The sequence below is a fragment of the Robertmurraya sp. genome (assembly GCF_036676585.1).
Lineage (GTDB): Bacteria > Bacillota > Bacilli > Bacillales > Cytobacillaceae > Robertmurraya_A.
The window spans coordinates 42,862-61,657 of record NZ_JAKFCQ010000004.1 but is presented as its reverse complement, the minus strand read 5'-3'; the positions used below and the strand labels follow the sequence as shown (position 1 = coordinate 61,657).

The 18,796-nt window shown below is 37.7% G+C and carries 17 protein-coding genes; 7 read left to right on the top strand and 10 right to left on the bottom strand.

All coding sequences use genetic code 11. The features are described from left to right. Nucleotides 1-29: 29 nt before the first annotated feature. Nucleotides 30-203, bottom strand: a complete 174-nt coding sequence (locus ACGLXV_RS00455; RefSeq protein WP_162927734.1) for a hypothetical protein — start codon at nt 201-203, stop codon at nt 30-32. A gap of 273 nt (nt 204-476) precedes the next feature. Between ACGLXV_RS00455 and ACGLXV_RS00450 the strand changes: the two genes are divergently transcribed. Then, complete coding sequence (locus ACGLXV_RS00450; protein ID WP_391557038.1) at nt 477-986, top strand: DoxX family membrane protein; 510 nt, start codon at nt 477-479, stop codon at nt 984-986. A gap of 47 nt (nt 987-1,033) precedes the next feature. On the opposite strand, the gene ACGLXV_RS00445 is transcribed toward ACGLXV_RS00450, so the two are convergent. Beyond that, complete coding sequence (locus ACGLXV_RS00445) at nt 1,034-1,279, bottom strand: Parvovirus coat protein VP1-like protein (protein WP_391557037.1); 246 nt, start codon at nt 1,277-1,279, stop codon at nt 1,034-1,036. Between the two features lie 118 nt (nt 1,280-1,397). After that, a complete protein-coding gene (locus tag ACGLXV_RS00440; protein WP_391557036.1) occupies nt 1,398-3,368 on the bottom strand; it encodes a methyl-accepting chemotaxis protein in 1,971 nt (656 codons plus the stop codon). 110 nt (nt 3,369-3,478) lie between these two features. On the opposite strand from ACGLXV_RS00440, the gene ACGLXV_RS00435 reads away from it, so the two are divergent. Then, nucleotides 3,479-4,684: an MFS transporter gene (locus ACGLXV_RS00435; RefSeq protein ID WP_391557035.1), complete on the top strand. Its 1,206-nt coding sequence runs from the start codon at nt 3,479-3,481 to the stop codon at nt 4,682-4,684. A 51-nt stretch (nt 4,685-4,735) separates the two neighbouring features. Then, on the top strand, nt 4,736-5,173 hold the full coding sequence (locus ACGLXV_RS00430; RefSeq protein ID WP_391557034.1) for a GNAT family N-acetyltransferase: 438 nt from the start codon (nt 4,736-4,738) through the stop codon (nt 5,171-5,173). A gap of 52 nt (nt 5,174-5,225) precedes the next feature. Here ACGLXV_RS00430 and ACGLXV_RS00425 read toward each other — a convergent pair whose 3' ends face one another. The 4 genes from ACGLXV_RS00425 to ACGLXV_RS00410 all read right to left on the bottom strand — a co-directional run bounded on the left by ACGLXV_RS00425 (nt 5,226) and on the right by ACGLXV_RS00410 (nt 14,533). After that, a complete protein-coding gene (locus tag ACGLXV_RS00425; RefSeq protein WP_391557052.1) occupies nt 5,226-5,552 on the bottom strand; it encodes a YnfA family protein in 327 nt (108 codons plus the stop codon). A 327-nt stretch (nt 5,553-5,879) separates the two neighbouring features. Then, nucleotides 5,880-7,025: a PstS family phosphate ABC transporter substrate-binding protein gene (locus ACGLXV_RS00420; protein WP_391557033.1), complete on the bottom strand. Its 1,146-nt coding sequence runs from the start codon at nt 7,023-7,025 to the stop codon at nt 5,880-5,882. 132 nt (nt 7,026-7,157) lie between these two features. Next, on the bottom strand, nt 7,158-9,401 hold the full coding sequence (locus tag ACGLXV_RS00415; RefSeq protein WP_391557032.1) for an EAL domain-containing protein: 2,244 nt from the start codon (nt 9,399-9,401) through the stop codon (nt 7,158-7,160). Between the two features lie 113 nt (nt 9,402-9,514). After that, the gene (locus ACGLXV_RS00410) at nt 9,515-14,533 is read right to left on the bottom strand and encodes a rhamnogalacturonan lyase family protein (protein WP_391557051.1); all 5,019 of its coding nucleotides are present in this window, start codon (nt 14,531-14,533) and stop codon (nt 9,515-9,517) included. Between the two features lie 348 nt (nt 14,534-14,881). Here ACGLXV_RS00410 and ACGLXV_RS00405 point away from each other — a divergent pair, with 348 nt between their 5' ends. From ACGLXV_RS00405 to ACGLXV_RS00395, 3 genes are read left to right on the top strand one after another with little or no spacing between them, the layout of a single operon-like run. Then, on the top strand, nt 14,882-15,508 hold the full coding sequence (locus ACGLXV_RS00405) for a DUF2238 domain-containing protein (protein ID WP_391557031.1): 627 nt from the start codon (nt 14,882-14,884) through the stop codon (nt 15,506-15,508). Between the two features lie 55 nt (nt 15,509-15,563). After that, nucleotides 15,564-16,058: a CBO0543 family protein gene (locus tag ACGLXV_RS00400; protein ID WP_391557030.1), complete on the top strand. Its 495-nt coding sequence runs from the start codon at nt 15,564-15,566 to the stop codon at nt 16,056-16,058. A gap of 37 nt (nt 16,059-16,095) precedes the next feature. Further along, entirely contained in the window at nt 16,096-16,743 is a 648-nt protein-coding gene (locus tag ACGLXV_RS00395; protein ID WP_391557029.1) for a glycosyltransferase, read from the top strand. Between the two features lie 136 nt (nt 16,744-16,879). On the opposite strand, the gene ACGLXV_RS00390 is transcribed toward ACGLXV_RS00395, so the two are convergent. After that, a complete protein-coding gene (locus ACGLXV_RS00390) occupies nt 16,880-17,488 on the bottom strand; it encodes a LysE/ArgO family amino acid transporter (protein ID WP_391557028.1) in 609 nt (202 codons plus the stop codon). Nucleotides 17,489-17,598: 110 nt separating this feature from the next. Continuing rightward, nucleotides 17,599-17,727 carry a hypothetical protein gene (locus ACGLXV_RS00385; protein ID WP_391557027.1) on the bottom strand — a complete coding sequence of 43 codons (129 nt, stop codon included), beginning with the start codon at nt 17,725-17,727 and terminating at the stop codon, nt 17,599-17,601. A gap of 127 nt (nt 17,728-17,854) precedes the next feature. Here ACGLXV_RS00385 and ACGLXV_RS00380 point away from each other — a divergent pair, with 127 nt between their 5' ends. Further along, nucleotides 17,855-17,986, top strand: a complete 132-nt coding sequence (locus ACGLXV_RS00380) for a hypothetical protein (RefSeq protein ID WP_285852229.1) — start codon at nt 17,855-17,857, stop codon at nt 17,984-17,986. A 67-nt stretch (nt 17,987-18,053) separates the two neighbouring features. Here the strand turns inward: ACGLXV_RS00380 and ACGLXV_RS00375 are convergent, their stop codons facing one another. Further along, a complete protein-coding gene (locus ACGLXV_RS00375) occupies nt 18,054-18,641 on the bottom strand; it encodes a helix-turn-helix domain-containing protein (protein WP_391557026.1) in 588 nt (195 codons plus the stop codon). Between the last annotated feature and the right edge of the window lie 155 nt (nt 18,642-18,796).

Here is an 18,796-nt window from a genome sequence, read left to right as displayed (position 1 = left end):
GTGCGTAAAGGCTTCCCAAAATCGCATTATCAACCCGTTTGGCCGTACCCTTCTTGTTGTCCACTAGAAAAAAGTAGCTCATGAATAGAAACCAATCGGATATCAAACTTATAATTTCTATTGCGTATTTCTACCATTCCGTTCTTGTAATCGTGCATAATTATGTAATCTTGATTTCTATGTACGACCTTTGTTCCTTCCAAAGAACATCCCCTCCTAGTTGATAAAATGAGATTTCATAGATATATACCCTTTATACTATTTGTTAAACATTTATATAAAAATAAATCTACTATTTTATAAAAATTATCGGAATCACATCACTGTACCGGCTGTTTTCCTTGTGTTCACATTTTATTCAATAAGCTTTTAACACTTTGTGAACAACATCACAAACCTATGTTTTTCTATATAACCACGGTGTATATTATGAATATAGAAACACAAAAACATTTATTCGAAAGAAGGAATCATTTATGTTTAATCAATTATTAAGAGAAAACAAAATTGTTGCTGGTCTATTAACAGTTTTACGTGTATACCTCGGGTTTGCTTGGATGACCGCTGGCTGGGGAAAATTAACTAGTGGTGGCTTTGATGCTGCAGGATTTTTAAAAGGAGCAATCGCTAATCCGGTAGCAGGTCCAGATGGTGTTGTGTATGGTTGGTATGTATCTTTCCTAGAAGGCGTCGCATTACCAAATATTGATTTATTCAACTTCTTAGTACCTTGGGGAGAATTCTTAGTTGGTTTAGGTTTAATCCTTGGATGCTTCACTACTGCAGCTGCCTTTTTCGGAGTACTAATGAACTTTGCTTTCGTCCTTGCTGGAACCGTATCTCATAACCCAACTGATATTCTAATGGGCTTCGTTCTTATCGTAGCCGGTTACAACGCAGGAAGATTTGGTTTAGATTATTATGTACTGCCTATCATTCGCAAAGCATTTAACAAAAATACAAATCCACTTCATCAAGAAGCATAATCTGAAAATCCCTTACTCATTCGTAAGGGATTTTCTTATTTCCTCAGTTAGCTTAAAAACATTCGTTTTAGGTTCATAAAACCATTCATTATACCGGCATCTCTTCCCATTCTGTTCCGTTGATTCCTAATAGGTCTCATTCGTTTCATAAATATTTCGTCACACACTCGATGTGATCCATAGCGACGAAGACAGGCGTCATGCTTCATACAGAGTGCGTCTAGTTGATTGACGGGACGGCCTGGTCCACTACAGCCAGGACCACAATAACGATAACCTGGGTAACAAGGCACATAATCCCCTCCTTATTTTCATGTTACTCACAGTTTATGTATCTCCCCGTTCTTTTGTATAGAGGGATGTCCAACATAAAATAGGAGCCCTAAAATATTTTTAGGACTCCTTCCAATATTATATCTTAAACTTTCTAACGAGTTCCTGAAGGTTTTCGGCCATTTCTGATAGTGATTTGGCTGATAAGCTTACTTCTTCAAGAGACGCGAGTTGTTCCTCAGTGGACGCGGCCACATTTTCTGAAGAGGACGCGTTTTCCTTTGCGATTTCAGATAATTCATAAGATGTGTCTGTTACATTTTTGATTTCTGCTGTAATTTGTTCCGCTATTTGTGATACTTCTTCAATTTGAGGTGCCATGACTCTTACCCCATTTAAAATCTCGTCAAACTTCTCAATCGTTTTATTGGATACAAGTATTCCGTCTTGCACACTCTTTGTTGCGAGCTGCATCGTTTCTACCGATTTCTCGGTATCTTCTTGAATTGCTTGAATTAGTTCGGCTATTTTGCTTGCTGAGCTTTGAGATTGGTCAGCGAGTTTACGGACTTCATCAGCCACTACGGCAAAGCCTTTCCCTTGCTCACCTGCTCTTGCTGCTTCGATTGCAGCATTTAACGCTAACAAGTTCGTTTGATTAGAAATATCACTAATCACACCAATAATCTCATTTACTTGCTTCGAACGGTCGTAAAGTGATTTAATAATCACATCTGAACTTTCTACTTGCCTATGAATCTCGTTCATTTGGGCTACCGTATGTTGAACCGACTCTCCGCCTTCTTCAGCATGTTTCACCGCTTGTTGTGTGAGTGCATTTACTTGAATAAAGTTGGTTGTCATGGTTTCCATACCTTGACTAATTTCATTCATCGTACATACCGTTTTATCGATTCCGATTGTTTGACTTTCCGCACCACTTGCCACTTGTTGGATAGAGTATGCAACCTGTTTGGTAGCGATCGTTGTTTCATCAGATGATGCCGTTAATTCTTCTGCTGCAGCCGCTACTTGCTCTGTGTTCATATCCACTTGGGTAATGATTTCTTTTAGATTGTCAGTCATATTTTTGAATGAAACAGCCAACTCTGCAATCTCATCTTTGCCTTTAACTTCAATCTCGTGTGTTAGGTCCCCTTCGCTTATCGCCAATGTGCTGCCAACTAAACGACGAATTGGTTCTACAATGGAACGGATGATGAAGAACGTTACGACAGTACCGACTATTAGTGCAATCACCACGGTGATTAATGTTTTGTTAAAAATTGGTGAGGCACTATCTTTTATTTCACTAGTATACATCGTGCCACCGATTTTCCAGCCTGTAAGTTCATTTGTTGTAAAGCTCATCTTTTTATCTTGGGAGTCTAATTGATAGTCAAATTCTCCCTTGTTGTCCTTGTACATAAGCTGATAATGATCTTCTTCAGCTAAGGTTCCTGCTTCCACCGTAGGGTGATAGATCATATTCTTTTCTCTTCCAAGAAGAATCACATAGCCTTCATTTCCAATTTTAATTTTACTTGCTGACTGTGTAATATTCCCTATCATTAAGTTAATTCCGATAACACCACTGCCGTCATCTGTTGTTCTTGCTATAGTAATGACCATTCCACCTGAAGATGCTTCATACGGATCCGTTATGATTACCTGTCCTTTATTTGCCATAGCTTCTTGGTACCACGGACGTTGTCGAGGGTCATAATCTGCAGCTAATTCTTTTTTCGGATTTTGAATCATCAAACCATCAGTTGTCCCTAAATAAATACTTACTGTTTCAGGATGTAGATTTGAATATTGTTCTAATTTCTTTCGTAATTCGGGGCTATCTTCGCCGTTAACTAACGCAGATGTGACCGTTTTGGCAAAAAACTCCGCATCATGTACTTTTAAACTAATGGAACTTGTAATAAATGAGTCTAGTAACATAATACTTTCTATGGAAGTAGACATCATTTGTTTTTCGATTTCCTGCTTGGCACTTGAATACGCAAGCGTACCGATAATGGTTGATGGTAATAAAAGAATACCTAACGAAAACAATATAAGTTTCGTTCTTATTTTTAGTGATACAAATTTTTTCAGCAAGTTGAGCCCTCCAAGATGATCTATTTTAATAATGTCACTATGTATATCGGTTTAACTACTACAATTATTAGTTTAATTTTTATCCAAATTGTGAACAGGAGGTTCATGAAATGACACAGCCAAACAAACGATCTTATAACTATCCCCTAATGACAACCATCTTGTTCTGGTGTGGGTTAGTCGTGTTATGTAGTATGTATGTGACCATCCCTTTAACCACCGTCATGTCGGATACTTTTCACAAAAGTGTTACTCAAGTGGCTTGGCTCGCAAGTTCCTATTCCATTTGTTATGCAATTGGATGTTTACTCTACGGTCCATTTTCTGATCGTTATGGGCGAAAAATATTTTTTGTTACGAGCATTAGTCTTTTAACAGTGATCACTTTTGCTATAGGTTTTGTAGATAATTTTTACATTCTACTGATACTGAGAGGGTTACAAGGACTTATTTCTGCTGCCTTTGCTCCTATTTCTTTGGTGTATGCAGGTGAAATGTTTCCAGCAGAAAAAAGGTTAACCGCTGTTGGATTTGTTAGTTCAGGACTTTTAATGGCTGGAGTTGTGGGGCAAGTGTATAGTGGACTTGTAAATGAATTTTGGGGCTGGCAGGCTATATTTTTCTTGCTAGGAATTCTTTATTTCCTTACACTGATACTAATTATTGTCTTTTTACCAAAAGATGAGATGACGAGACCTCATGTACATATGCTTGAAGCTTTCAAAAAAATGACCTTATTAGGAAAACAAACACAGCTTCTACTGGCCTTTTGTATTACATTCTCCCTACTGTTATCATTAGTTGGTATGTATACGATTCTAGGAAGCTATCTGTCAAATCAGTTTGGTCTAACAGAAAAAGAAATCTTATATGTTCGTGCCGCTGGTATCATCGGAATGCTATTATCACTATTTGCCGGAAGACTGGCACAAAAACTAGGAACAACTTTGACTCTGAAAATAGGATTGGCTCTTGCTGCTGCCGGATTGTTTGGAATAGGAGTATGCCCATCCCTCCCATTAATTATTTTTGCCAGTGTCATTTTTGTATTAGGAATAGCGACAGCCAACCCGATTGTTATCTCCATTGTTAGCCAACTAGCCGGCCATGCCAGAGGCAGTGCCGTTTCATTCAATGCCTTTATTTTATTTGTTGGTGCGAGTACTGGACCCATTTTAGCATTGTCCTTAATAAATACTGGAGTTTACGTGCTATCCTTTAGTGTATTAGGCTGTATTTTATTGGTCAGTTTTTTCCTTTCCTTCTTTTTAAAATTGACCTCATCAGTACATGTGACGGTCACGCAAAGTACTTAACTTAATATTCGTTATATTTAAATTTTAACAATCATGAAAAGGAATGAGAACATGTTTTCAAAAAGTATTACCCATCAAGAAGACTTACAAAAAGCTTTTTCCATTAGAGAAAAGGTTTTTGTTGAGGAACAAGGTGTGCCACTAGAAGAAGAGTTTGATCAGTATGATACTTTAGAGGCAAATTGTGAACATATTTTAGTCTATTATCAAGAAGAGGCCGTAGGTACTGGACGCGTAAGATTTGTCGATCACTTTGGCAAATTAGAAAGAATTTGTATATTAGAAGATTACCGGAAATATGGACTAGGAAAAATAATTATTTCAGCACTGGAAGAGATCGCCCTTGAAAAAGGCATGACACACGCAAAATTGCACGGACAAACACAAGCGGAAGGCTTTTATAAAAAACTGGGCTATCACACCGCCTCCGATGTTTTTATGGAAGCAGACATTCCTCATGTTTTAATGATAAAAAATTTAACAAAATAATTACTTTCAACAAGGAAAAAGCGTATTGCAGTGGTCTAAGCAATACGCTTTCTTATTGACGAGGGGCGAATAAGATAATGGAAGCACCTAGTAAGCAGATTGCAGCGCCTACCCAATCATATAAATCAGGTGTTTTTTTATCCACTCCCCATCCCCACAAAACGGAAAGGACGATAAACACACCTCCATAAGCGGCGTAGACTCTTCCAAAGGACGGGAAAGATTGAAATGCGGCAATCACACCATAAAGAGCTAATGCGATTCCACCAGCTATCCCCCAATACGCAGGTTTCCCCTCTCGTAGCCAAAGCCAGATTAAGTAGCCACCGCCTATTTCAGCTACTCCTGCACATATAAACAAAATGATTGCACTGATGATTGAAACCACTTCCTGTTATCAAGTTAAGAATTAAAAGCAAGTTTAATTGATAATAGTATATCAATTACAACTACGTATTAATAAACACTATGTTTTACTTGTAGTCATTTATGGTTCATTAATCCCTATTAAGTTGAATATAAAGTTATAAAAATAAACTAATAACACTTCTCCCCCTAAATTCATGGTCCCTCGAGTCATAACCACCTCTTTATGACTCCTGTACCTTTAGTTTAGTGAGATTTGGTGTCATAAAATACTTTTTATGACACCTAAACCCTAATTTCAGGAACTATTAAGCTATAAAAACTTTGATACAGGATAAAACTACTCTACCGGAACATACCCCGATCTCTCAACAATTTCCTGCCCCTGCTCTGATTGTATCCATTGAATAAAGTCTCCAAGATGAGGGTTTTGGCTGTTACCTGTAATAGCGAAGAAATTGGCGACAATTGGATACGTTTCGTTCTTAATATTTTCTTTTGTTGGCAGCACTCCATTAACGGCAATATTCTTTATTTTCCCATTCTGCACCATCTCCTCAGAAAAATGTCTGAAAGAGTAACCGATAGCGTTCGGACGGTTTTGATAATTACTCGTTTCCCGAATGATGCCTCCCATACCTGAGACGATATCCTTTGATGGCGGATCCATGATGGGCGTGTCCCCCATAAAATTGATTAACGCTGATTGACTGCCACTTCCTTCTGGCCGTTGGAAGGCTCGGATTTCTTCGTCTTTCCCTCCTACTTCCTTCCAATTGGTGATTTCTCCTGCATAAATTCCTCGAATCTCCTCAACAGATAGCTCTTCCACTGGATTGTCTTTGTGAACGAAAAACACAAATGCTTCTCTTCCAATCGGTGTTAGAGTTAGTTCTACTCCTTGAAGTCTAGCATATTCCATTTGTTCCTCAGACGGGTGAGCCATAAAAACCATATCAACCTTATCATTAACTAAACGCTCGAACGCATAACTCGTTTGAGTTGAAACAACTTCACTTTCATCTAATGAATAATCTTTTTCCGGGTAAACGGCTTGAACAAATCCCGCATAAACCGGATAAAGAGCTGTCGCCCCATCAAGTGTTGGAAGATTTTCCTCAATTTGAAACGTGGAAGCTTCATCTAACGTTACAACCTTTGAATTTTCAACAAACGGAAGAAATTGAGATAAATCTACATCTTGCGTACTTACCACTTCCAGACTTTTTAAATAATATTGATATCCTTCAAAACCGCTCATCGCACATATAGCCAGAGCCAGAAATCCGATTGAGATTCGTTTTACTACCTTTTTCTTCAATTGATCATAAATACCGAGTATCGAGATAACGATCAAACCAAGTACCACAATCGGTGTAAAAATAGGATAAAATTCAGAAGATCTTGAAATTGTTAGAATAATGGTTCCATAGAATCCAATAAATCCAAAAACGAATACAACTACAATCGCTCCAAATAACCTCATAATTCCCTCCAGATTAACAAATAGTGTATTTTTACACTTATTATAACTATATTTCCAATTAAGGGGAAGTGAATTTGGAAAATTTTATAAAAAAATTAAAGACCTTCCAACTAATTGCTGTTGGAAGGTCTTTTACTCCACAATTTTCTTTCTTAAAAGAACTTTAATCTCCTCTGCTGGAAGTGGCTTACTAAAGAAATATCCTTGTGCTAAAAAACAGTTATTTTCTTTTAAGAAGGACATTTGTTGTTCATGTTCTACTCCTTCAGCAATGACTTGAAAACGTAACCGATTGCCAAGCTCGATAATCGTTTTTACAATCTCTTCTCCGTCTTTATTCTGATTGATTTCATCAATGAACGATTTATCAATTTTCAATTTATGAATCGGAAAATGTCTTAAGTAGTTCAGAGAAGAATACCCTGTCCCAAAGTCATCTATTGCAAAATTTACACCTATTTCTTTAATTTCTTTCATAATGCTTAACGCCTGATCAACATTGCTAGTTACACTTTCGGTAATTTCCAGTTCGAGATATTTCGGGGGTAGGTCCGACTCCTCTAGTATCTGATTGACAGAAGCAACAAAGTTTTTCTCTCGAAATTGTAAGGGAGACACATTTACGGCTACACTATCAATCGGTAAACCCATGTCAATCCATTGCTTACACTGAGTACATGCCGTTTTTAATACCCACTTTCCAATCGAGAAAATGAGGCCTGTCTCTTCAGCAAGTGGAATGAATTCTGCAGGAGAGATAAAACCATAATCAGGGTGCTTCCATCGAATCAATGCTTCTAATCCTATGATTTGATTAGATACAAGGTCTACCTGAGGCTGATAATGAAGGCTCAATTCATTATTGGTAATAGCATTTCGCAGCCCAGTTTCTAATTCCATTCTCCATCGATGACTAAGATTCAGAGAAGATGTGTAATATTGATAATTATTTTTTCCATTTTCCTTTGCATTGTACATAGCAATATCCGAATTTTGGATAAGTGCCTCTACATTTTCTCCATCCTTTGGATAAATACTTATTCCGATACTTGTTGATATGAACATTTGTCGGTCTTTAATGACAAAGGGAGAAGCTAACATAAAGATGATTTTTTCTGCTGTTTCAGACACTTTTGACCGTTTATCCGTTTCAAGGACAATAATAAATTCGTCTCCTCCATAACGGAAGATTTTCCCTTCCTCACCAATAGAGTTCGTTAGTCTGGTAGAAACTTTCTGCAATAATAGATCCCCAAAACTATGTCCATACGTATCATTGATCATCTTAAACCGGTCTAAATCCAAAAACATAACAGCAAAGGTTTGCCCTCTCTTTTCGTTTCTTGTTACCGCTTCGCTTAAATGCTCATAAAGAAGATTGCGGTTGGCGATTCCGGTTAATGAATCATAGTATGCTAATAATTCAACTTGTTCCTCTGCCTTTTTTCGCTTCGAAATATCTCTTATGATGACCTGAACGGCTTCTTCCCCTTCATATGTCGTTATAAATGCCATAATATCTGTAAAAATTACTGTTCCATCTAGTTTAAGGATACGATATTCACTAATTTCCGATATGCCCTTTCTCACTTGTTTCATTTTTTCAATAGCCTGGTTTATATCCTCAGGATATATAAAATCTAGGACATCTCTCCCGATGACTTGCTCAGAGTTATGAGCTCCAATTAACTCTACGCCTGCTTGATTCACATAAATGATTTCTCTATTTATATGAATCAATGTTGTTTCAGGAGAAAATTCTACTAGTTTCCGGTACCGTTCTTCACTTTCTAATAAATCTCTTTCGGCTCTATCACGTTCGGTAATGTCTTGAACAATAACGATATAACGGCCTGTATCCTTTTCGTCAGCGATGGACACACCTTTTCCTGCAAGAAGAATGGTTCTACCACTTTTGTTCTTTATTTTAAATTTTATTGGTACATTTTGATTTTTTTGTATATAGCTGTACCTTAATTTTGTTATCTCTTCTTGGCTGAATATTTCTTTTACTGTTTTTCCTATGTAATCCTGTGGGTGATAGCCAACAATAGATTGGAACGATGGAGAAATGTACTCCAATTTACCCTTCCTATCAATCACCAATATTAAATCAGAAGCATTTTCAACAATTAGCCTGTAATATCGCTCATCTTTAATAATATCTTTAATCATTTTTTTCAATAAATTATAAAAAACAAAACCGCTTAAAATGATAAAAACCAAGCCTTTTGACGTATTCATCCATTCAGGAATATAACTTAGGTTCCTTGTGAAAATATAATCGGATAATGAAACCCACAAGGAGCTTATGGTGATATACAAAATGACAAAGTGTAATGCTGCTTTCTTTGCTACTCCCCAATCCTTCCACATGCAGACACCATTTCCCTTCACAAAACCACAACGTATATTTTCTATTATTTGTATTATCTATTTAATAATGCAAAAAACTGGATAGACCTATATAAGGTCCATCCAGCTATAAATTACTTCATCAAAGATTCTGTAAGTTCACTTAATACATTAGCTTCCTCTTCTGTAAACGCTTTGCCACTCTGTGCTTTTACTTGGTTCATAAATGCTTGAAGCTGACCGTTATGAGCAGAGGTGTTTCCTTTTGCTTCTGATTGTTTAGCAGCCATTAATTTTGATTCAAAGGAGTTTAGGTCTTCCGTGCTGCCATTCGCTGTTAGGAATTGACCGGTCAAGCTTGTTAATCGATCATAATCAACAATCACCACAATGTTGATGGATTGATTCGAACGATTTCCAGCTACATCCACTGCTTCTGCAGAGAACGAATAAGAACCTAGTCCAAGCTCATAGGCAGGTTTTGAGATTTTTACATCAGTAAAAGTATCGACTCCTGATAAAGCGTCTTCTGCTTTAGAAGTGATTTCTACCATTTCGTCTACTCCAATTTCGGCTCCGTCCTCAACAGAGAATGTAATGTCTGGACCTGTTTGATCAAGGTTAATCTTAATGGTCTTCTTATCTTCCACATTGCCAGCCTTATCCTTGCTCCAATAGCTAAGAATATGCTTTCCGTCTGTTTCAATAGTTGCTGTGTTCCCTACTTGTGCTTCACCGTCATTGATCGAATAGTATGTGGCTTCCACACCTGATTTGTTATCCTCGGACGTGAACTGTACTGTAACTGGTTTGTTATACCATTCATTTGTTGTGGTCCCTTCCACTTCTGCCGTGGTTTCAGGTGCGATCTTATCCGCTACTTCCACAATACTAATGCTTGGTGCTGGTGGAGTCTTCATTCCATCACCAAGGAAAAAGCTTGTGTGAGGAGGCTGATTGTAACCAACATTCTGCCATGCCACAGATAATCGATATTGTGGATCATGCATAAGCGTGAAAATTCGATGATTCGTTTTTTCCGTTGTCATATACACTCGTAAGGCACTACTGTCATCTGTTCGCCAGATGATTTCTTCACGCCAGTCACCAAATAAATCGGCTTGAAGGGTTGGATTTCCTTTTGTACTGTTATTGGACTGAGTTCCTTCAGCAGTTAACAAATTGACTAATTTATTTTCTTTGTAATCCCATTTATCAATCGTTCCTACGCCTGTCGAAGTTTCCTGATTCCAGCTATGGTCCGCTAATTCACGAAGTAGATCTCCATCCCACCAGATCGCAAAGTTCGAGCTTGGGATATTGTCAGAGATCTTCTCCCCTGTAGATGTATGAAGTCCACCTTCTCTACTATTCCATGCACCGGAAATCGCCCATGCTTCTGTACCGCTGTGTCTAGGATCAATATCGGCAGCAAGTCCTCTACCTGTATCCTGACCTGTTTTAACACCCCAGAGGATTTCTCCTGTTTCAGCATCACGCATATCATAGCCGTACGGGCCGTCTTTATGTTCTTGTACAGCAAATGCTTCAAGACCTGGTCGATCAGGGATTAAATCGCTGACATGTAGCGCATCACCATGCCCTAACCCTGTATTGTATAAGCCTTTACCGTCATCATCGATAACAATTTGACCGTAGACTATTTCATCTTTACCATCTCGGTCCACATCATTGACACTCAGGCTATGATACCCTTGACCAACATAGTTTCGATACTCTTCTTGATTTGTATCAAACGTCCATTGCTTAGTTAATTTTCCGTCTTTAAAGCTGTACGCGGAGAGAACCGTTCTTGTATAATAACCTCTTGCCATCACAATGCTTGGTGTTTCACCATCTAAATAGGCAACAGCTGCAAGGAAACGGTCCACACGGTTACCGTAACTATCTCCCCAAGAAGCCACATCTCCACGAGGTGGTTCATATTCTGTTGTAACAAGTGCCTTCCCTGTTTGCCCTTCAAATACGGTTAAATATTCCGAACCTTGAAGCACATATCCTGTGCTATTTCTGTGGTCAGCATCTGCTCTTCCAATCACATTGCCAACGCCATCAATCGTTCCATCCGCTGTTTTAAAAGCAATTTCAGCCTTACTGTCACCATCAAAGTCATACACTAAAAATGGTGAGTAGTGAGCACCTGCACGGATGTTTTTGCCCAGATCAATTCTCCAAAGTAGCGTTCCATCCAGTTTATAAGCATCCATGTACACATTGCCTGTATAGCCAGCTTGAGAATTATCCTTCGAGTTGGTTGGATCCCACTTTAGAACCAACTCATATTCGCCATCACCATCTAAGTCACCTACACTTGCATCATTTGCACGATACGAATACGGATCTCCAAGTGGTGTTACACCATCTGCTGGTTTTTTCAGAGGAATATCAAAATAGTTATTGCTCCATACTTTGATGTTTCCAGCTACTTTCTTTTCTTTTCCATCAATAACCGATCGGATTTCGTACTTTGAATCGACCGTTCCGTCTTTATCAACCACATTCGTACTAGTCGAAATTGGCTCTTTCGTAATTTTCTTTCCATCTCTGTATACGTTAAAGCTGATCTCTTCTGGATCTGTGCCGAGCATTCTCCAGCTAACAAGAACACCGTCCTCTGTTTTCACGGCTGCCGGAGCACGATCTAAATCTTCCATTTGTCTTTTTAGCTTTGTAACAGCTGGTGTCTCAATGCTTTCAGATAGCTTAGACACTCCACCTGCGTTTACTGCTGCTACTTTATAAAAATAAGGGATGGTTGTTAACACCGTCTCATCTTTAAAAGAATTCTGTTTTGTCTTACCAATAAATTCAAACGTGCCATCTTGTTTCTTTGAACGATAAACATTATAAGAAACCGCACCGTCTGATTGATCCCAGCTAATAGTAAGATCGTTTTTATTCACTTCCCCTACCTTTAGGTTGGCAGGAGCATGTGGCACAGGTTGATTCGGATCAATCATTGACACTTTTAATGGCGTCGAAGGAACCGTTTCCACATTCGCATGATCCACTGTTGTCACTGTGTAGTGATACTCCATTCCAACATCCACTGATTGATCAGTATACGTATTCGTGTTGGAGCTTCCTAATTTTACATAGTCAGCTGCCCCTTCTGTTTTTCGATAAATACTATATTCCTTCGCTTCTTCAACTGTATTCCAAGTGAGTGACACTGAAGGTTGCTCTGGATCAAGGGAAAGTTCGGATACCTTCACTCCTGATGGTGCAGCCAGAATCGGAGTGATTTCAAGTCCATTCACAATTCCTGTTGAACCAGCAAACGAAAAGTTCATTTGGCCGTCTTTAACCGACACTTCAGGCACAATTTTTGTAGTGTAGTTATTTCTAGACGCAGAGATTGATCCATAATCTTGACCTTCTACCGCTAGAGTTGTTCTAGCACTACCTAGCATATCTCCAACATAGACTTTCACAGAGTAAAGTCCATTCGGCACATCCACATTAAATTTCCACCCAACATTAAAATACCCTAGCCAGTCACGAATGAGATCACCGCCTGATGAGCGGTCTCTACCAATCATTCCAGTAGAATCAACAATCCCGTATCCTCTTTCTGGTGTATAAAGGGTAGAAAGGTTAACTCCTGTATATCCTTCGGCAATTACACTTCCAGCAAGACCAAAATCGTACTTCATTGTAGCCGATTTTGTCTTTATGTCTACGCTTTCGGATCTTTCTGACTCACCTTTTCCATTGACAGCAGAAACAACTACTTGATATGTTTTTCCTTCTTCCATCCCAGAAATATTTAAGCTTGATAGAGTAGAAGTTCCAACTAGAAAATAGTCACTATCACCAGCCAGTCTTCTATAAACCTTATAAATATCAGCACCTTCTACTTTATCCCATGTGATTTTCGCTCCCGCATTACTAATGCTGCTAGCGGTTACCCCAGTTGGTTTTTGTGGAACTTCAGCAGGCGGTGCAATGTCTTGGACATACGATGACAATGGAAGATTTAATTCTTTGATTCCACCAGAGACAAGTCGTGCAAGCTGAATGGCCCCGTACTCTTGAAAATGCGTATTATCCTGTGAGCCATTTGGGAATGCTTGATAGATGCCAGGTTCCGTATGTAGGAATACTGATAATGTTCCCTCCGGTCCAATTGAATCATAGTAAGCCACACTTAATGTACTCAAATCTACTAAAGCAACTTCCAATTCCTCTGCAACTTCTTTCATTCCTTGTACATACTCCGGAAAGCTTACATTAAATTTCCCTGTTTGTGCATTAAAATCACGACGGCCTACAGGCGTGATAAGAATTGGAGTCGCTCCACGCTGACGAGCTCCGTTAATATACGTTTTTAAATAGTTTTTATAATCAGGAACCGATGCATAGCGCTCTGGAATACTGATGGTTGCATCGTTGTGTCCAAATTGAACAAGGAAATAATCATCTGGTTTTATTTCCTGAAAGATGGTGTCCAATCTTCCTTCGTTAATAAAAGATTTCGTACTTCTACCTCCGATGGCATGGTTTTTGAACGTCACATCGCTGCTAAAAAAGCGGGAAATCATCTGTCCCCAACCAGCTTCAGGCTTCCAATATTCGTCATAGGTTTGAACCGTTGAATCACCTGCAATGTAGACAGTTGGTACCTCTGCTGCTGTTCGTTTTGGTAGCTTGGAAATAACCATTGCATTTATTTTTGGGTTATCCCCCGTAAGTTCAAAGCTTATTTGGTTATCAACCAATGCAAGGTTAAAGGTACGCTCAATATACTCACCTTTTGCCACGCTCGTATTTTGCACCTTTTGAATATTTTCAGCTTTTACACCCACACTTGTTGCCTCCTCAGAATCTCCAGCAATAACCGTAATGCTGTAGTCTCCTGGCTCGAGGTCCACTTGAAAGGAGGTTCCAATCGCTGAAATAAAATCAGACTTTAATTCATCCGATGTGTTTCGATTCGTTGCGGTTACTTTCGTGACATCTGAAAACCCGAACGTTAATTCCGTTGTATAAGCCGTTTCAGGCGTCACCTGAGTATAACCGCTCAATGTGGGACTGTCCTTCGTACCAAAATCAAATTTCTTCACAATCGATGAATCCTCTTCAGCGGCACTGGTTCCTTGAGGATTAAAAGGAAAACTGCAAATCACCATTAACACACTTAAAACAATAGAAATAATTCCTTTTCCCTTACGCTTTGTAATCAATAAGCTTCCTCCTTCATTTTTCTTATTGATTCTGTCAATCTAGGATGGTTATTTTTCACCTCCACACCAATCTGAAATCGCTTACACGTAGAATTGTATTTATTTTCAGAAAATTATTGTAGCGAAAAAACAGTTCTCTTTGTTTAAAAAACAGATTTCCACATCTTAACCAATAAAAAAGGTAGGTTACAGAAATGTAAAATATACATTTCATTTTATTTGTTCTTCTTGCGAACCTATATGACTGCATTTACCCAATATCGATTGTAAATACTATATGTGGAGGTGAAAATATTGAGTAAAAAGACTGGTAAAAAGATTCATTTTATCCTACTACTAATTGTTTTTGCTGTGTTAATTTGGTCTGCCATTAAACCTATTGGATATGGAATATGGACAATGGAGGTACTCCCTGCGGTTCTTGGTCTCCTTGTTGTGATAGCTATCTATAAAAAATTTCAACTCACGACCCTTTCCTATTTAATCATTGCTATTCTATCCATTTACACGTTTATAGGAGGTCACTATACCTACTCTGAAGTCCCCCTTTTTAATTGGATAAAAGATGATTTTCATTTTGAGAGGAATCACTATGATCGGTTCGGTCATTTCCTTAAGGGACTTTTGATCATTGTTATTAGAGAACTCTTACTCCGAACTTCACCACTATCAAAAGGAAAATGGCTAACTTTTCTAACCTTAAGTGTAGCCCTTGCTATAGCGGCCTTATATGAAATCATTGAATGGCTCGTTTCAGTCATCACGCATGGTGGAAAAGCATCGAAGGATTTTTTAGGTACTCAAGGTGATATATGGGATTCGCAGTGGGATATGTCTCTTACCCTTGCAGGCTCAATCGTTGCTTTGGTTCTCCTTACTAGTATCCATAACAAATACTTGAGGAAAAAGTCGGATGGGTAAATACTCATCTATTTTTTTCCTTTGGTTAAACTATCTAAAGTAAGGAGGACATGAGATGAAGAATAAATTAGAGATGAATATCTTGAAAACTTTACTAGTCATCAGTCTGGGATTGTTCATTAATTTAATAAGAAAACCCCCGATTAAAGATTGGTTACTGGTATTTTTAATTAAGAGTTATTTCGCAACCTTTATTGATAATCTACTTGTAAGAAAAGGATTTCTAAAATATCCGGTGAATCTAATCAGCGGGTTTGATATCAGTGTTTTATTTAGTTATATTCTATTTCCGATTTCATGCGTGTATTTTAACCAAATCACGAAGTCTTCTAGCGTATTTGACATAATAAAAAAATGCCTTTATTTTAGTGTTCCATCCGCCATAGTTGAACACTTTCTTGAAAGAAATACAAAATTAATATCCTATAAAAAATCTTGGAATTCTTTTTATAGTTTTCTGTCTATCGCCTTTAGTTTTCTTATTGTTCGCGGGTTAATGGGGATGATTAGAAATTTATCTAGATCTCAAACGCCTCATGAAAAACTTTAAAATAATTTTAATACTCTTGGAAAAGGAGAAGATATTTATGAAAAAATACTTACTAATCATCATCGTCGTGTTGATGGCCCTTTCTACTTCCTTATTTAGTTCTGAGGTGATAGCAAAGGGAACTGAGAGCAGGCAGAATCAGTGTTATAGTCCTGCATCAGTTAAATTAAAAGAAGATTTACGGAGACTCTGGATTGACCATACAATATGGACAAGAGACTATATAAAAAGTGCCGTAGATAACCTTGAGGATAAGGATAAGGTACTAGCTAGGCTATTGAAAAATCAACAAGATATAGGAAATAGTATAAAACCCTATTATGGGGAGGAAGCAGGAAATAAGCTCGCTGAATTGCTAACAGATCACATTGTCATCGCAGGGAAAATAGTAGACGCAGTAAAGAGCGGGAATGAAACAAATACTAAGAAATACAACGCAGAGTGGTATAAAAACGCAGATGATATTGCCGAGTTTTTAAGTAAAGCAAATCCTAATTGGTCTGTTAAAGAGTTAAGAGATATGTTGTATATGCATTTGAAATTAGTTGCTGATACACTTCAGGCAAGAATGAATAAAAATTGGGATGCTGACATTATTGCTTTTGATAAAGGAGAAGATCATATCATTAAAATGGCTGATGCACTAACTGAAGGCATCATAAAGCAGTTCCCAGATAAGTTTTAACCAAAATCGAGAGGTTTAGGATTACTAAACCTCTTTTTTCATGTGTTTAATAACAGCGACCACTGCATAGTCCAACCGTGATGATGTCTGATTATGTTTAAATACAGAGCAATCTTTGCCCTCGATTTGAAAAAAATTATAGGGTAACAACAATATAAACAGCTGTTCCCCACATGACGATTGCTGAGATTTTATTTAAAACCAATAAGAAGCGACCTGATTGATCAAGCCTTCCTGTCATTCTTCCGACAATTCCTAAGCTAAGGAACCACAACCATGAGACAAGTATACACGAAATGGCAAATGCTATTTTTTCCACACCTAAATAGGCTAAGGAGCTTGTTCCAATCACTCCAATTGTATCTAAAATAGCATGAGGATTTAGTAAAGATACCGACATAGCAAAAATAACTTGTTTTTTCGGAGAAAACGATATTCTACTCTCTCCTTCATTCATAGCTGCTTTACTATTCCAAGTAACAAATCCCATATAAATGAGAAATATAATGCCTGCAATAAGTAAAATCATTCTTAGCCAATCATAGTCCAGAACCACAACGGATACTCCTAAGACGGCTAAAGAAATAAGTAACGTATCACAAATTGCGGCAGTAATAATGACTGGTAACGCCCCTAAAAATCGAGGCTGTGTGGCCCCTTGGTTAAATACAAAAACATTTTGAACACCTAAAGGCAAGATTAATCCAAATGCTAAAATAAAACCATGAATAATTGCTTCAAACATGAAAACTCCTCCTGCTGCTATTTCTTATAGTTTATAAGAAATAGTTGGAAGAGTCTCTACTAAATGGAAAAGTCGAATTCCTAGAATTAAGGAATTCGACTTTTCCATTTTTACTTATTCACATTCTTCAATGCCTTCAACGCTTTTCTTTCCAACCCATTTTCAGACGAAAATTCTACATCCGCTTTAGGTAAAGCATTTTTATTATTCTTAAATTGCTTATCCTTATTTTTCGCCATCTTGTCACCTTCCTTATCTTTGATTGGGAATACGGTTTTAGTTTACTTATTTTTTCCGTACGTATTCTCCTTTGAATAGAAGTGTAAATTTTGTATAAAATATCTTTGTTTAAAGGGAGGTGTTACTATGCCAAATCGTAATGATAACAAGACAAGAAAGATTGAGTCTGAGAGTGCAAAGCGAGGAATGTCGCAAGAGGAATATGCTGCAGAATTAACAAGTAATAAAATGAAGAGCCAGCAGAAAAAGCAAAAGTAACACAAAAAGGCAGGATTTGGTTTCCTGCCTTTTTGCATTATTACAATTTATTAAGCTTAAAATACTTTTAGATTTTCTCTTTCACCCATAAACCGTCGCGCGTACAATAAGCAAATAATTTCCCACGAGTTATTCTTGGTATTCGTATTTCTGCATTTTGTTCTGGATATAATTTTACGAACAAGACTCTATCAAAAGAAACACAGGCAAGAAAGGAAATATAATGGTCCTTGCTCATTTCGTGTTGAATGGTAATGTAATAATCATTTTCAATTTCTTCTATCTTTAACTCATGTGCTTCATCTTCAGGTCTGGCCACTAATGGCTCTATTTTTCTGCCGCAACACGAAACTTCCAATTGTCCTGTACTGTTCATAACGTTCGCGCAATTAGAACACACATAAAATTTAATATGTTTCATATTTCCGACGTTTGGCAAGCTCGGATTTAAATCACCAGTTAATATATTTTCAATTTTTACACCGAAAAGATTTGATAAATCTTCTAGCAATGACACATCCGGGCAACCTAATCCACGCTCCCACTTCGAGATGGTTTTGTCACTAATATTTAAGGCATCAGCAACCTCTTTTTGAGTCATTTCTTTTTCTGTGCGAAGGGTTAATATCAACCTTCCTACTTTTGTACAATCCATTTGATTCACCTCATCTATAAGAATAATTTCAAGCAGAAGAGATATCAATAAACGCTCCGTAGAGTAAAGATCTCCCAATTAATAACATCATTATTTCGAATGGACTTCAATGTAAGCGTGATATAATGTTAGAATACTATACATACAAATACTGG